We start from the raw sequence: 14,571 nt of genomic DNA on the forward strand, positions 1-14,571 counted from the left end.
AAAGTTCACAGTCGACAGTTCACAGTTGACAGTTTCCGGACTGTGCACTGTCAACTGTCGACTTTTCGCCCGTGCTACGATCCCCGGATGCCTGAATTCATTTTCACCATGAAAGATCTCCGCAAGACCGTCCCGCCGAAGCGGGAGATCTTGAAGGGGATCTGGCTCTCGTTCTTCTACGGCGCGAAGATCGGCGTGCTCGGCCACAACGGTGCGGGCAAGTCGTCGCTCTTGCGCATCATGGCCGGCCAGGACGATCAGTTCACCGGCGACGCGTTTCCCGGGAAGGGCGCCACGGTCGGGTTCCTCCAGCAGGAGCCCCAGCTCGATCCGGCCAAGACCGTCCTCGGCAACGTCGAGGAAGGGGTCGCCAAGCAGAAGGCGATCGTCGATCGCTACAACGAGCTGATGGCGAACTACACGGAGGAGACGGCCGACGAGGCCGCGAAGCTCCAGGACCAGATCGACTCGCAGAACCTCTGGGACCTCGACACGCACCTCGAGATCGCGATGGACGCGCTCCGCTGCCCGCCGGGCGACGCCGACGTCACGAAGCTCTCGGGCGGCGAGAGGCGTCGCGTCGCGCTCTGCCGGTTGCTCCTCCAGAAGCCGGACCTCCTCCTCCTCGACGAGCCGACGAACCACCTCGACGCCGAGTCGGTGGCGTGGCTCGAGCGGCACCTGAAGGAGTACGAGGGCACCGTCGTCGCGATCACGCACGACCGTTACTTCCTCGACAACGTCGCGGGCTGGATCCTCGAGCTCGACCGAGGCGCGGGGATCCCGTGGGAGGGGAACTACTCCTCCTGGCTCGATCAGAAGCAGCGCCGCCTCGCGCAGGAAGAGAAGGCATCGACCGCGCGCCAGAAGACCCTCGAGCACGAGCTCGAATGGGTGCGCATGGCTCCGCGCGCGCGGCACGCGAAGAGCAAGGCGCGCATCACGGCGTACGAAGAGCTGCTCCGCCAGGACACCGAGAAGCGGATGGATCAGCTCGAGGAGCTCTACCTCCCCGCCGGCCCGCGCCTGGGCGATGTCGTCGTCGAGGCGAAGGGCCTCCGCAAGGGCTACGGCGACAACGTCCTCATGGAGGACCTGGCGTTCAACCTCCCGCCCGGCGGCATCGTCGGCGTCATCGGCCCGAACGGCGCCGGCAAGACGACGCTCTTCCGCATGATCGTCGGCCAGGAGAAGCCCGACGCGGGGACGCTACGGATCGGCGAGACCGTGAAGCTCTCGTACGTCGATCAGAGCCGCGACGTCCTCAAGGACGACGACACCGTCTGGCAGGCGATCTCCGAAGGCCACGACCTCATCGCCCTCGGGAAGCGCGAGGTCCCGTCGCGCGCGTACTGCTCGTGGTTCAACTTCAAGGGCTCGGACCAGCAGAAGCCGGTGAAGGCGCTGTCGGGCGGCGAGCGGAACCGCGTTCACATGGCGCGGATGTTCAAGGCGGGCGGGAACGTCCTCCTGCTCGACGAGCCGACGAACGATCTCGACGTCGACACGCTGCGCGCGCTCGAAGAAGCGCTCGTCAATTTCGCGGGCTGCGCGGTGATCATCTCGCACGACCGCTGGTTCCTCGACCGCATCGCGACGCACATCCTCGCCTTCGAGGGCGACAGCCAGGTCGTGTGGTTCGAGGGGAACTACCAGGAGTACGAGGCCGACAAGAAGCGCCGGCTCGGAGCGGAAGCGGACCAGCCGCACCGCATCAAGTATCGGAAGCTGACGAGATCCTAAGAAAGTCAACAGTCAACAGTCGACAGTCAACAGTTTCCGGAATCGGAACCGTCGACTGTTAACTGTCGACTGTCGACTGTGAACTTCTTCTCAGCTTGCCTGCGTGATCTTGGTCGCGTCCAGCCAGTTCTTGCCATCCTTCTGCGTGACCTTGCCGGTGGCGACGACGTTCTTCTCGCCCTTGCAAACGTGTCCGAACTCTTCGGCCACCTTGTTCTTGGCGACGTAGTACTGCGTCTCCTTGCCGTCGACGGTCGCGACGATGACGTTCTGGCACTCCTTCTGACCTTCGACCTTCAGCGCGCACTTCGCGCAGACCAGTTTGCCGGTCACCGTGACGTCCTTCGCGTCGCCCGCGAAGGTGAGGGAGGCGAGGCCGATGATGGCCACGAGGGCCAGGAGCAGACGGACGATCTTCATGGGCAGACTCCTCTTGGGATGGGTCCCGCGTCATTCTATCGCGGGATTCCGGTGGCGCCAGAATCCGGGCGCGCGCGGCGGGGGCCGCGGCCGGCGCGCTTGACACCACCGTCCCCCTGCGTCACCCTTCCCTGGGGCGGCAAACATGCGACAGGCTTCGCTGCAGACACTGCAACACCTCGTCGACCGGCTCGACGCCTCCGTGCGTCTGGGCGAGGTCCACACGGTCACGAGCCACGTCAAGACCGCCCTGTGCGACCTGATCCGTGCGCACACGCTCGAGATCCCCGACAAGTTCTGCCGCCCGCACCCCGACCGCTACGCCCGACGCCTCCTCCACCGGAACGAGGAGCTGGGCTACACCGCGGTCGTCATGACGTGGGGTCCTGGACAGCAGACGACCCTCCACGACCACCACGGCATGTGGTGCGTCGAAGGGGTCATCGCGGGCGAGATGAGTGTCACCCGCTACGACCTGCTCGAGAAGGTCGAGGGGCGCTACAAGTTCACGCTCGTCGAGGAGGTCTTGGCCGGCGTCGGGTCGTCGGGGGCGCTGATCCCGCCGTACGAGTACCACGTGCTCGGTAACGCCCTCTCCGACCGGAATTCCGTCACCCTCCACATCTACGGCGGCGAGATGGACCGCTGCAGCATCTTCGAGCCGGAGGCCGACGGCTTGTGGCGCCGGAGCGAGAAGCGCCTCCAGTACGACGAGTAGGCCCGACTCCCTTTGCCTTCGAAGAACGGAGTGCTCGCGGTCCTACCGGGGCTTGCCCTCGTGGTGGCCCTGGCCGTCGTCGCCCGCTTGATCCACGGCCGCGTCCCTCCCGACATCGGGAAGCTCGTCGGCGAGGTGATCTTCGCGGTGATCTTGGGCCTCGCGGTCGGGAACATCTTCCGCATCCCCAAGTTCGCCGAGCCCGGGATCAAGTTCGCGTTTCAGACCCTCCTCCGCCTCGCGATCGTCCTCCTCGGTGCGACGTTCACGTTCACAGCGGCGCTGTCGATCGGGGCGCGCGCGCTCCTCATGGTCGTCGCCCTCATGACGCTCGCGCTCCTGACGGCTCATGCCCTCGGCAGAATCGTCGGCGTGCCCGGCAAGCTCTCCACGCTGATCGGCGTCGGCACCGCCGTGTGCGGGAATACCGCGATCTCGGCGGTCGCCCCGGTCATCGGCGCTGCGGACGAGGAGACCTCGTTCGCAATCGCGACGAACACCCTCTTCGGCACGCTCGCGGTCTTCGCGTACCCGATCCTCGGCCATGCCCTCCACCTCTCCGACCCCGCGTTCGGCACGTGGGCGGGGACGGCGGTCAACGACACGTCGCAGGTCGTCGCGACCGGCTTCGCCTACAGCGCGGCCGCCGGGAAAGTGGCGACCGTCGTCAAGCTGACACGGAACACGCTCATGGGCGGGGTCATCATCCTCATGGCGGTCCTCTACGGGAGGAGCGCCACCGGCTCGATCGGCCAGCGCGTGAAGCAGTCGGTGCCCCTGTTCGTCCTCGGCTTCCTCCTCACGTGCCTCCTCAACACCGTGGGGGTCCTGGCGACCGTGGGGAACCTCCTCCACCGTGACCTCTCCGCCGACGCGCAGACCGCCGCCAAGTTCCTCGTGCTGGTGGCCCTGGCCGGCGTCGGGCTCGGCACGCGCTTCTCGGCGATGCGACGGATCGGCCTCCGCCCGTTCTGGGTCGGGCTCGCGACCGCCCTCGTCACCGCCGGCGCCAGTTACGCCATGATCCACGCCTTCGGCGCCGCCGCGTCCGCGTGACGCGGCTCCGCCCGAAAGTGCGTTAGTCTTTTTCTTTCGCAAGGGGGTCGACATGAAGGGCTGGCGTTTCGCCGTCGGCATCACGGCGTCGCTTCTCGTCATCGCCAACGGCGTCATGCACACACTCGTCGGCTGGAAGGTGATGCGCGCGGCGCTCGACGCCGCCGGAGTCGGCTCGGACGTCGTCGACAACCTCGGCCTGGGCTGGACGTTCGGAGGCGTCGCGATGTTCGCGTTCGGAGCGATTGCGATCGCGTCGTTCCTCGCGCGGAAGCGGAACCCTCAGGCATCGCTCGGCGCGGTCGCGATCATCGCGCTCGCCTATCTCCTGTTCGGGATCGGCGCGTTCGTCGCCAGCCGGTTCAATCCGTTCTTCCTCGTCTTCATCGTGCCGGGCGCCCTCCTCGGCCTCGCCGTGTGGCCCGAGAAGGCGTGATGCGCGCGGCCGCCGCCGCGCTGACCACCCTGGCGCTCGCCGGGTGCCGCGCCCCGGGCGCGCCGCGGACCGACGCCGCGGGAATCGGCCAGGTCTGGGTGCCGGCCGGCAGCTTCACGATGGGAACGACCGAAGGCGAGATCGCGCTGCTGCGCGCGGAGAAGCCGCCGGACTGGGTCGCGCGCGCGGTGGGGCGTGAGGCGCCCGCGCACCACGTGAGCCTCTCGCACGGGTTCTGGATCGATGAGCGCGAGGTCACGAATGCCGCGTTCGACCGCTTCGTCAAGGACGGCGGGTACGGACGCCGCGATCTCTGGTCGGCCGACGGGCTCGCGTGGCTCGCGCACCAGGATCGCGCTGCCCTTCCCGCTACGTGCCTCGGCACGGAGCCCGAGATGCCGCGGCGGTGCGTGACCTGGTTCGAGGCCGAGGCGTACGCGCGGTGGCGCGGCGGGCGCCTCCCGACCGAAGCCGAGTGGGAATTCGCCGCGCGCGGCCCGGCCTCGTCGGTCTACCCCTGGGGCATGGCGTTCGACGCGTCGCGCTGCAACGTCGAGGACAGCCCGGGTCCGACTCCCGCGGGGAAGTTCCCGTCGGGGCGGAGTTGGGTCGGCGCCTCCGACATGGCGGGAAACGCGATGGAGTGGGTCTCCGACTGGCTCGCGCCGTACGCCGTCGACGACGTCACCGATCCGGCGGGGCCCTCCACCGGAAAGGTGAAGGTCGAGAAGGGCGGCTGGTGGGGCGCGAACCGGTACGTTGCGCGGGCCGCCTATCGCCACTTCGAGGATCCGCCGAGCTACGGCGACAAGCACATCGGCTTCCGTGTCGTGACCGACGAGCGATGACGGGAATCGCCGTGCGCACGGCGCTCCGCGCGGGCGATCTCGACGAGATCGTCCGCCTCCACGGAACGGTCTACGCGAGCGAGTGCGGCTTCAACGCGACCTTCGAGACCTACGTCGCAGGTCCGCTGGCGGCGTTCGGTGCCAGGACGTCGCGTCACGAGCGGATCTGGATCGCCGAATCCGAAGGGCGCATCGTCGGCTGCATCGCGATCGTCGACACGGGAACGCGGATCGCGCAGCTCCGCTGGTACCTCGTCTCCCCGGCCGCGCGGGGCGCCGGGCTCGGCACCGCCCTCCTCGACGAGGCGATCGCATTCGCTCGCCAGTCGGGGTACCGAACGATCTTCCTCTGGACGGTGAGCCTGCTGACCGCGGCGGCCCGGCGCTACGAGGCCGCGGGGTTCGCCAAGGTCGAGGAGCGGGCCGGCCGGCACTGGGGAGTCGAGGTCGTCGAAGAGCGTTACGACCTCATGCTGGCCGACAACGCCGGTCATCTTCCAAACTCGCGGGTTTCCTAGGTTCTTTTCAGGAAAAACGCGCTTCGGAGGCTTGCCGCCGGGCCCCCGGCAACCAACATTGGCCGCATGGATACGATGCGTGCCTCAGGCGTCGCCGTCGTCGCGCGATTCGTCGACGGCCGCGTGCTCAAGGGGACGACCCACGACTTCTCGCCAAGCAAGGAGGTCTTCCACCTGCACGGCGTCTGCGACGCGAGCGCGCGCGGCCTCCTGGTCCCGCTCGCGTCGTTGAAGGCCGTCTTCTTCGTGAAGACGTACGACGGGAACGCCAGGCACGTCGAGAACCTCGACGTCGCCGGCGCCGCGGGCCAGGGCCGCCGCATCATCGTGACGTTCATGGACGACGAGGTCGTCGCCGGATTCACGACCGGCTACGCGAAGGACAAGCAGGGATTCTTCGTCGTCCCGGCCGATCCGCGCAGCAACAACGCGCGCATCTACGTCGTCACCGCCGCGGTGAAGACCATCGCCTGGGCCGAATGCCCGGCCGCTAAGCTCGGCGCGTAATAGAAGTGGGACAGTAACCGAGTTTTTTCTACACAGACACAGAGGGGACAGCTTCCGAAACTCGCACCTCAGTGTTTCGGAAGCTGTCCCCTCTGTGTCTGTGTAGAAAAAACTCGGTTACTGTCCCCTTACTATTTCGCGGCGGCCTCGAAGTGGAAGTGGACCTCCATCGTCGGGAAGGTCCACGACTTCGGCAGGGGCGGAAACGGCGCGGCGGCTTTCACCGCGGCGACGGCGGCATCGTCCCAGGGCTTGAAACCGGTCAGCATGTTTTCGCGGAGGCCGGAGAGCTTGCCGTCCGTCGCGATCTCGGCGATCAGTACGGTTTTCTTCCCCACCGGGGCGCCCGCGGGCGCGTGCCACGCCTTGCGGACCTTCTCGGCCGCCACCTTCTGATAGGCCACGTCGGTGAACGCGGGGGTGAAGTAGGCGGTGAACCGCGGCACGATCTTGCCCGCCGCGAAGGCGCTCCCGATGAAGAGAAGGCCGGCGAGCGCGAGACAGCCGAATCGCATGGGCGGCATTCTAGCCCTTGACAGCGGCGCGGGATGGTCTAACCTTCTATCCGCATTGACGGATGGAGTCCTGATGAGCCGCGCCCCCGCGATCCTCCAGCAGATGACGGTCCTCGGCGACCCGTTCCGGAGCCGCCTCCTCGCCGTCCTCGAGCGCGGGGAGCTGACCGTCGGCGAGATCTGCCGCGTCCTCCAGGCGCCGCAGTCGACCGTCAGCCGCCATCTGAAGGCGCTCGCCGACGCGGGCTGGCTCGTCTCGCGCCCCGACGGCACGAATCGGCGTTACGCGCTCCACACCGCCGGCCTTCCCCCGGGCTCACGCGCCCTCTGGCTCGTCGTGCGCAAGGAGCTGGCCGACACGCCGGCGTCACGCCAGGACGAGCGCCGGCTCGAAGATGTCCTCGCCGATCGCCGCACGCGCTCGCAGGCGTTCTTCGCCGCGGGGGCGGCGCAGTGGGATCGCGTACGGGACGAGATGTTCGGTCACGGCTTCTTCCTGCCGGCGCTCCTCGGTCTCGCGGACGACCGTACCGTCGTAGGCGATCTCGGGTGCGGCACCGGCCCCGTCGCCGAGGCGATCGCGCCGTACGTCGGCCGCGTCGTGGCCGTCGACGCCTCCCCCGCCATGCTCCGCGCGGCGCGCAAGCGCCTCGCGCGCTTCCCGAACGTCGAGGTCAAGGCCGGCGCGCTCGAGGCGCTCCCGCTCGATGACGCGTCGCTCGACGCCGCGATCGTCGTCCTCGTCCTTCACCATGTCGAAGACCCAGCGGCCGCGCTCCGCGAGGTCGCCCGCACGCTCAAGCCGTCCGGCCGGCTCGTCGTCGTCGACATGCTCCCGCACGACCGCGAGGAGTACCGGCAGCACATGGGGCACCGCTGGCTCGGCTTCCAGGAGGCCGACATCCTGCGCGCCCTGGAAGAGGCCGGGCTCGCGGAGGCGCGCGTCCGCCCGCTCCCCGCCGATCCCAAAGCCAAGGGTCCCGTCCTCTTCGCGGCGCGCGCCGTCCGGCCCGCCGTCACGAAAGAACGTCAAGCCGCGTCGTCGCGACGCTGAGGAGATCCCCGATGTCCCGCACCGTCACCGACACCGTCCACGCCTTCGACGCCGCCGCCAAAAGCGGCCGCGTCCCGTACAAGGTCGCCGACCTCGCCTTGGCAGAGCTCGGCCGCAAGGAGATCCGCCTCGCGGAGCACGAGATGCCCGGGCTCATGGCGATCCGTCGCAAGCACGCGGCCGGGAAGCCGCTCGCCGGCGCCCGGGTCATGGGCTCGCTCCACATGACCGTGCAGACGGCGGTGCTGATCGAGACCTTGGCCGATCTTGGTGCCGACGTGCGCTGGGTCTCGTGCAACATCTTCTCGACCCAGGATCACGCCGCCGCCGCGGTCGTCGTCGGTCGCCAGGAGACCGGCGGGACGATGAAGGCGCCGCGCGGGATCCCCGTCTTCGCGTGGAAGGGTGAGACGCTCGAGGAGTACTGGTGGTGCACGAGCGAGGCGCTCCAGTGGCCCGACGGCTCTGGCCCGACCCTCCTCGTCGACGACGGCGGCGACGCCACGCTCCTCGTCCACAAGGGCGCCGAGTTCGAGACGAAGGGCGCGGTGCCCTCGTTCGACGCGAACGCCGACCCCGAAGAGTGGGGCGTCATCCTCGATCTCATCCGCGCCGAGATGAAGAAGAGCCCCCGCCGGTGGCGCGACGTCGCGAAGGATCTCCGCGGCGTCTCCGAGGAGACGACCACGGGCGTCCACCGGCTCTACCAGATGATGGAGGCCGGCACGCTCCTCTTCCCCGCGATCAACGTCAACGACTCGGTGACGAAGAGCAAGTTCGACAACATCTACGGCTGCCGCCACTCGCTCCCCGACGGCCTCGCCCGCGCCACCGACGTCATGCTCGGCGGCAAGGTCGCGGTCGTCATGGGCTTCGGCGAGGTCGGCAAGGGCTGCGCCCAGGCGCTCAAGGGCCAGGGCTGCCGCGTCGTCGTCGCCGAGATCGATCCGATCTGCGCGCTCCAGGCCGCGATGGAGGGCTACCAGGTCTCGACGCTCGAGGACGTGCTCGGCACCGCCGACATCTTCATCACCGCGACCGGCAACAAGGGAATCATCACCGCCGCGCAGATGGCGAAGATGAAGGACAAGGCGATCGTCGGGAACATCGGCCACTTCGACAACGAGATCGACATGGCCGGCCTCAAGAAGTTCCCCGGGATCAACCGCATCAACATCAAGCCGCAGTACGACGAGTGGGTCTTCCCCGACGGCCACTCGATCCTCGTGCTCGCCGAGGGGCGCCTCTTGAACCTCGGCTGCGCCACCGGCCACCCGAGCTTCGTCATGTCGGCGTCGTTCACGAACCAGGTGCTCGCGCAGCTCGAGCTGCATCTCAACAACGCGAAGTACGAGCGGAAGGTCTACGTGCTCCCGAAGGCGCTCGACGAGGAGGTGGCCCGCCTCCACCTCGACCACCTCGGTGTGCGGCTCACGAAGCTCACGCAGGAGCAGGCCGACTACCTCGGCATCCCGGTGACCGGGCCGTACAAGCCCGACCACTACCGCTACTGACTGCGGCGGGACAGTAACCGAGTTTTTCTGACGGTGTCAGAAAAACCCGGTTACTGTCCCCATCACGGTCCGCACGGTGCGGCGTTCGGGATGACCGTGCCGTTCGAGTCGGTGCCGAGCGCGCTCTCCGCGCACCCGCTCACCTCCGACACCAGGTAGTAGAAGACGCCACCCGGCGGCGGGATCGCTGCGTCCGTCGACACGAGCGCGCCGTCCCCGTGGCTGTCGCCCGCCTCGAAGCAGGTCTGGTCGTAAACGGGGAAGACACCGCGGTAGGTGTTGTAGTGGAGCGCGCCGGAGACCGCGGACCACGTCATGACGGTCTTCGAGGTGAAGACCAGGCCGGTGACTCCGCCGGGTGGGATCGCCGTGTGGACGCAGCCGCCGGTTACCGGGTCGCAGCTGTCCGCCGTGCACGTGTTCGAGTCGTCACAGGCCGCCAGCTGGCCCACACAGACCGGTCCCGCCGGGCCGCTGACGCAGGTGTCGCCGGTCGTGCAGCGGTTCCCGTCGTTGCAGAGGGCGCCGACGAGAGGCGACGACGTGCACACGCCGCCCACGCACGCGTCGGCCGTGCACGGGTTGCCGTCGTCGCAGACGATCGGCGGGAAGGAGCACGCGCCCGTCGCGGGATCGCACAGGTCGGCCGTGCACGGGTCCGCGTCGGCGCACGTGGGCGTGCCCTGGCACGTCGGGATCGGGTTGCCCGGCTGCGTCACGCAGCTGTCCTGGTGCGTGCAGAGATCGCCGTCGTCGCACGGCGCCCCCGGGTTCGGTGTGTAGACGCACGCGCCACTGGCCACCGCGCACGTGTCGGTGGTGCACGGATTCGCGTCGTCGCAGACCACGGGCGTGAAGACGCAGCCGCCGGCCGTGGGAGAGCAATGGTCGATCGTGCAGGGGTTGCCGTCGTTGCAGACGACCGGCGTGCCGCAGGTACCGGAGATGCAGCGCGTGCCGGTCGTGCAGGGGTTCCCGTCGTCGCACGTCGTCCCGTTCGGAACGTTCGCGTACTGGCACTGGCCGGTCGCGGGGTTGCACGTGTCGACGGTGCACGGGCTGCCGTCGTCGCACTCGGCGTCGGTCTGGCAGATCTCGGTCGGCGCCAGGTACGCTCCGACGCCGGCGTCGTTCACGCAGATCTCGAGCTCCGAGGCAAGCGCGGTGCGAACTGCCGCGCCGTCGGCGACGAGGTCGCGCGCGTTGACGCTCGACGGGCACGCCGGGTTCGGGCCGGGGATCCCGGGCGCCTGGAACGCCGCAGCGATCGCGCTGGCGACCGCGGCCGCGTTGCTACCGGCCGGAATCACGATGATGATCCCGCATTCCCCCAACCCCGACCGCTCGGTGATCCCGATCGTCCCACCTGCCGCCCCGACGGCCGCGGTCGTGAAGCGCACCTTCATGCTGCGAATTCGCCCCTCGACCGTGTCGTCGATCCCGCTCAAGCTGAAGCACGCCCCGGGGGCCTGGCCGGGGGACGTGCGCATCGACGGAACGAGCGCGCTGCCGGTGATCTCCGGCGCTTGGAGGACGAGACTGCCGGAGTGTGGGAACTGGTCCTCGACGGCTCCGGTCGTCGCCGGCTCCTGCACCGATGCGGTGACGCCGCTCGCCGCGCACGACGGGTCGCCGTTCACCGCATCGCTCGCCGCATGGAGCACGCTCGACTGAGTCTGACCCGCGGTGAACGAGACGGGGACCGAGCAGAGGACGTGCGTCGCGCCCCCGCCGGCCTGGACCGCGGGCACCAGCTGGAACCCTCCGGCGTGCGCCATCGGGCTCGGGCCCGCCCCACCGATCGTCAACAACGCGCTCGGCGGTCCGGCGCTCGACGGGACGGCTGCGGTGGCCGCGGTCGCGATCTCTGTCCCGCAATCGACCTCGATCGACGACGGAGGAGCCCCGTTCTCGATGCAATCGGCCGCGTCGGCGCTCAGGCAATGCCCCTGCGTGCATCCCCACACGACCGGAAGGTCCTGGAAAACACCGCTCTTCGTCGACACGAGCACGCCTTCGGCGTCGGTGTGCACGGTCCCGCCGAGCGCGTCGAGCGTTCCCGAGGCGCACACCCGCCCGCTCGCCGCCTTGACCTTGATCGAGCAGCCGAGGTTCGCGCGGTAGCCGCCGCCGAACGCCGGCTGGTCGAGGACGAGCTTCTTGATAGGCCCCTCGACATAGCTTTTCACGAACACCGGCGTGAGCACGTACGCGCCACGCCCATGCGTCGCGGCGTAGGTTCGCGAGCGCGTGGCGTCGATCGCGAATGCGTAAACCGGAACGTTCGGGAGCCCGGCGCTGAAGCGGTACCACGAGGCGCCGCCGTTGATGCTCTTGTAGATCCCGTTGTCGGTCCCGAGCAGGAGGCTGCTGCCGTTGCTGGGATCGGCCACGATCGTGTTCGCAGGGACGCCGTTCATGCCGGTGGTCGAGCCGGTCGGCCCCCAGGTCGCACCGCCGTCGGTCGTCTTGTAGACGTGCACGCCGGGGCCGAACCCCGAGACGGTGGCGTACGCCGTCGTCGACGTCGCGGGGTCGACGGCGATCCAGGTGATCGGTGCGCCGGGCAGGCCCGCGCCGTGCACCGGCCAGCAGCCCAGGCTGCTGCACGCGCCGGTCGAGACCCAGATGTTGCCGCTGTAATAACCCAGGTAGATGCGGTTCTGCTCCGACGGCGCGTCGGCGACGGCGGTCACCGCGTCGGTGCCGCCGACGATCTCCGGCTCCGCGACGGAGCTGAGCGTCGGGCTGATGTCGTTGAAATTGACGAGCACGTTCGTATTGTTCCAGAGGTGCGTCGTCCCGAAGAGGATCACGCCGCCCACGGTCTCCATCATCGGCGGATAGAACGAGCGCGGCTCGAGCGTGTTGATCCCGATGTCGTAGTTGAACGTCGTCTGATCCTGCCAGCTGCCTCCACCGTCGAGCGACCGGACCGGCAGCACCTTGTCGCCCTCATTCGACGTGATGTACATGTTCTTCACGTTGTACGCCTCGAGGATCGAGAAGCCGCCGTCGCCGCAGCACTTCAGGTGCTCCCACTGCTTCGACCCGGTCCAGCGCATCCCGGAGTTGTCCTGCGTTCCGCCGATCACGTCGGTGGTGAGAGGCGATGTCGCGATCGATTGGAACTCGATCGTGTCGAGGCCGCCGGACGCCTTCGGCGTCCAGTTGTTGCCGCCGTCGGTCGAAGTGGCGATCCCTCCGTCGTTCGCGTCGTAGGCACGGTTCGTCGCCGTGTCGTGGAAGACGACCCGGTGATGGTCGGGGTGGAGCATCCAGAAGTCGTCGAGCGAGGTCGCGACCGTGTTGTCGTCCGACTGGCCCCACGACCGTCCGTTGTCGTTCGATTGGCAGAGGTGATAGCCGCCGAGGAAGAGCGTCGCCGGATCGGTGGGCGAGATCGTCAGCGCGTGCATGTACCGGGTGTAAGCGCTCGGGCATGTGAGATCGAAGCCCGGGAACGTTCGCTGCGTCGTGCCCGCATAGCGCTGGATCCAGTGGATGCCGCCGTCGGTCGACTCGTAGATCGACGCCTCGCAGTCGTTGAGCAGCCGGTCGGGGCACTGGCCGAAGCTCGCGTAGAGATGGAGGTGATCCTGACGGTAGATGTCGATCTCGACGTGATCGAACGTGTCGGTCGTCGGGTTCGGGAGGCCGTACGTGAAGGGGCACCCGTTCGGCCTCGGAATCCCGGGATCGAGCGGGCACCAGGTAGCGCCTCCGTCGGTGGTCTTGAAGATGCCGCGGCCGAGGAAGCCAGCGTAGAGGACGCTGGCGTTCGTCGGGTCCATCTCGAGATCGGTCGGTCGCCCGGTGCCGGGAATGACGCTTCCCGGGACGGTGAGCTTGTTCCAGCTCCCCCCGTTGTTCAGCGACTTGTAGATCCCCCACCCTCCGGGCGACGGCTCGAGTGCCGAGACCGTCGACTCGGACGCCGATGCGGTGACGCCGCTCGACAGCGTGATGTAGAGGACCTGGCTCGCGCCGGAGGTCGTCCGGTCGAGCACGACGTTGTAGATCGATCCGTGCGTGAAGTCGTAGGTCGGCTTGCCGTCCGAGAGCGTCCAGTGCACTCCCGACATGTCGCTCGTTCCCACGAGGAGGCCGGCGCCGTAGTAGGTGTCGCGCCGGATCGCGTTCTCCCCTGTGCCGGCATAGATCGCGCTGCAGCCGCTCCCCGCTGTGCAGCCCGCGATTGCGACCGCGCCGATCGCGAGCGACGCTTGATCGTCCGACGTCGGCGCCCAAGTCGAGCCTCCGTCGGTCGAATGCCAGACACCGCCTCCTGCGGTGCCGATCCAGATGTCGTTCGGATCTTGCGGGTCGGCCGCGATCGACGTCGCGCGCCCGGTCTCGCCGCCGGGAAAGAAGCAGCAGGTCGGCGCGGGGCCGATCGAGCTCCACTTGTAGCCGCCGATCGCGACCCCGGCGTTCGCGGACACGGCGAGCTGCAATAGGAAGAAGACGAAGAGCGGGATCGAGAGGAAACGTCGCGACATGGCTGGACCCCCCGACCGCGGAGGTTACGCCTGCGCTGTGACGTCGCGAATGTGAATTCTTCGCTCGACACATCACAACCAAGTCGACCAGTTCACTCCGGTAAGGAGAGCGTTCAGGTTCATCGCGCGTTGCCAAAGGGCGGAAGCTGTTTCCGCTGTCCGAGCTGCGTCAGGATTCCCGGCTGCAAGGCCTGACGGTCGACTACTTCGCGTAGATTCCGTCGAACGACGTCGTCCACGTCTTTCCGTCGTCGCTCGAGACCGTCCACGTCTGGCGGACTCTGCCGCCGTCGAGCTTCGTCCAGACGATCCGGTTGATCACCGGCTCGCTCTTGCTTCCGCGTCCCGGCCCTTCGAGAACCATCTTGCCGTCGACGATGCCGCCGGAGAGTTGCAGCAGGCCGCCCTGGCTGTCGACCCAGATCTGGTGCCACTTACCGTCCGTCGCATCGTAGAGATTGAAGCTCTGCCCCGTGCCGCCCTTGGCCCCGCTCCAGTGCTCGTGGAGGACACAGCCCTGTTCTTCCGCCGTGATCCGATTCGAGCCCGCGCGCGCGCCCTGCGCGTTCGTGACGTTCCACTCGCCGAGCCAGAAATCGAATTGACGGTTCTCGGGCGCGCTGCACGGCTTCTGCGGCGGGGGCTTCGGAGGAGCGTCCTGCGCGGCCGACCAACCTCCCAGTCCGAGTGCGAGCGTTCCAAAGACGATGGCATGCAGTCGCATGACGCCCCTCCGAAGG

13 protein-coding genes are annotated in these 14,571 nt (G+C 68.2%); 9 read left to right on the forward strand and 4 right to left on the reverse strand.

From position 1 onward, the window contains the following. Positions 1–87 precede the first annotated feature (87 nt). Entirely contained in the window at positions 88–1,743 is a 1,656-nt protein-coding gene (ettA, locus tag VFV19_05685; GenBank protein HEX4823781.1) for an energy-dependent translational throttle protein EttA, read from the forward strand. Positions 1,744–1,833: 90 nt separating this feature from the next. Here ettA and VFV19_05690 read toward each other — a convergent pair whose 3' ends face one another. Then, positions 1,834–2,163, reverse strand: coding sequence for a DUF6370 family protein (locus VFV19_05690; GenBank protein ID HEX4823782.1), 330 nt, complete (start codon positions 2,161–2,163; stop codon positions 1,834–1,836). A 145-nt stretch (positions 2,164–2,308) separates the two neighbouring features. Between VFV19_05690 and VFV19_05695 the strand changes: the two genes are divergently transcribed. The 6 genes from VFV19_05695 to VFV19_05720 all read left to right on the forward strand — a co-directional run bounded on the left by VFV19_05695 (position 2,309) and on the right by VFV19_05720 (position 6,246). Continuing rightward, positions 2,309–2,881, forward strand: coding sequence for a cysteine dioxygenase family protein (locus VFV19_05695; protein ID HEX4823783.1), 573 nt, complete (start codon positions 2,309–2,311; stop codon positions 2,879–2,881). Positions 2,882–2,911: 30 nt separating this feature from the next. Next, the gene (locus VFV19_05700; GenBank protein ID HEX4823784.1) at positions 2,912–3,937 is read left to right on the forward strand and encodes a putative sulfate exporter family transporter; all 1,026 of its coding nucleotides are present in this window, start codon (positions 2,912–2,914) and stop codon (positions 3,935–3,937) included. Positions 3,938–3,989: 52 nt separating this feature from the next. Continuing rightward, on the forward strand, positions 3,990–4,373 hold the full coding sequence (locus tag VFV19_05705) for a hypothetical protein (protein ID HEX4823785.1): 384 nt from the start codon (positions 3,990–3,992) through the stop codon (positions 4,371–4,373). After that, positions 4,373–5,221 carry an SUMF1/EgtB/PvdO family nonheme iron enzyme gene (locus VFV19_05710; protein ID HEX4823786.1) on the forward strand — a complete coding sequence of 283 codons (849 nt, stop codon included), beginning with the start codon at positions 4,373–4,375 and terminating at the stop codon, positions 5,219–5,221. Before VFV19_05705 ends, VFV19_05710 begins: the two co-directional genes overlap by 1 nt. Further along, on the forward strand, positions 5,218–5,739 hold the full coding sequence (locus VFV19_05715; protein HEX4823787.1) for a GNAT family N-acetyltransferase: 522 nt from the start codon (positions 5,218–5,220) through the stop codon (positions 5,737–5,739). The genes VFV19_05710 and VFV19_05715 overlap by 4 nt, the downstream gene beginning before the upstream one ends. A gap of 66 nt (positions 5,740–5,805) precedes the next feature. After that, positions 5,806–6,246, forward strand: a complete 441-nt coding sequence (locus tag VFV19_05720) for a hypothetical protein (GenBank protein HEX4823788.1) — start codon at positions 5,806–5,808, stop codon at positions 6,244–6,246. Positions 6,247–6,377: 131 nt separating this feature from the next. Here the strand turns inward: VFV19_05720 and VFV19_05725 are convergent, their stop codons facing one another. Then, positions 6,378–6,761 carry a TonB C-terminal domain-containing protein gene (locus VFV19_05725; protein HEX4823789.1) on the reverse strand — a complete coding sequence of 128 codons (384 nt, stop codon included), beginning with the start codon at positions 6,759–6,761 and terminating at the stop codon, positions 6,378–6,380. A gap of 73 nt (positions 6,762–6,834) precedes the next feature. Here VFV19_05725 and VFV19_05730 point away from each other — a divergent pair, with 73 nt between their 5' ends. Further along, the gene (locus VFV19_05730) at positions 6,835–7,815 is read left to right on the forward strand and encodes a metalloregulator ArsR/SmtB family transcription factor (GenBank protein HEX4823790.1); all 981 of its coding nucleotides are present in this window, start codon (positions 6,835–6,837) and stop codon (positions 7,813–7,815) included. An 11-nt stretch (positions 7,816–7,826) separates the two neighbouring features. Further along, positions 7,827–9,329, forward strand: a complete 1,503-nt coding sequence (gene ahcY, locus VFV19_05735) for an adenosylhomocysteinase (GenBank protein ID HEX4823791.1) — start codon at positions 7,827–7,829, stop codon at positions 9,327–9,329. A gap of 62 nt (positions 9,330–9,391) precedes the next feature. On the opposite strand, the gene VFV19_05740 is transcribed toward ahcY, so the two are convergent. Then, positions 9,392–13,831 carry a hypothetical protein gene (locus VFV19_05740; protein HEX4823792.1) on the reverse strand — a complete coding sequence of 1,480 codons (4,440 nt, stop codon included), beginning with the start codon at positions 13,829–13,831 and terminating at the stop codon, positions 9,392–9,394. A gap of 202 nt (positions 13,832–14,033) precedes the next feature. Further along, entirely contained in the window at positions 14,034–14,555 is a 522-nt protein-coding gene (locus tag VFV19_05745; protein HEX4823793.1) for a hypothetical protein, read from the reverse strand. Positions 14,556–14,571 lie beyond the last annotated feature (16 nt).

The organism is Candidatus Polarisedimenticolaceae bacterium, assembly GCA_036275915.1.
Classification (GTDB): Bacteria; Acidobacteriota; Polarisedimenticolia; order Polarisedimenticolales; family DASRJG01; genus DASRJG01.

Coding starts and splice junctions, on each gene's coding strand:
- VFV19_05695 (HEX4823783.1), top strand. CDS start 2,309: ATGCGACAGGCTTCGCTGCAGACACTGCAACACCTCGTCGACCGGCTC.
- VFV19_05690 (HEX4823782.1), bottom strand. CDS start 2,163: ATGAAGATCGTCCGTCTGCTCCTGGCCCTCGTGGCCATCATCGGCCTC.
- VFV19_05740 (HEX4823792.1), bottom strand. CDS start 13,831: ATGTCGCGACGTTTCCTCTCGATCCCGCTCTTCGTCTTCTTCCTATTG.
- VFV19_05705 (HEX4823785.1), top strand. CDS start 3,990: ATGAAGGGCTGGCGTTTCGCCGTCGGCATCACGGCGTCGCTTCTCGTC.
- ettA (HEX4823781.1), top strand. CDS start 88: ATGCCTGAATTCATTTTCACCATGAAAGATCTCCGCAAGACCGTCCCG.
- VFV19_05730 (HEX4823790.1), top strand. CDS start 6,835: ATGAGCCGCGCCCCCGCGATCCTCCAGCAGATGACGGTCCTCGGCGAC.
- VFV19_05715 (HEX4823787.1), top strand. CDS start 5,218: ATGACGGGAATCGCCGTGCGCACGGCGCTCCGCGCGGGCGATCTCGAC.
- VFV19_05710 (HEX4823786.1), top strand. CDS start 4,373: ATGCGCGCGGCCGCCGCCGCGCTGACCACCCTGGCGCTCGCCGGGTGC.
- VFV19_05745 (HEX4823793.1), bottom strand. CDS start 14,555: ATGCGACTGCATGCCATCGTCTTTGGAACGCTCGCACTCGGACTGGGA.
- VFV19_05725 (HEX4823789.1), bottom strand. CDS start 6,761: ATGCGATTCGGCTGTCTCGCGCTCGCCGGCCTTCTCTTCATCGGGAGC.
- ahcY (HEX4823791.1), top strand. CDS start 7,827: ATGTCCCGCACCGTCACCGACACCGTCCACGCCTTCGACGCCGCCGCC.
- VFV19_05720 (HEX4823788.1), top strand. CDS start 5,806: ATGGATACGATGCGTGCCTCAGGCGTCGCCGTCGTCGCGCGATTCGTC.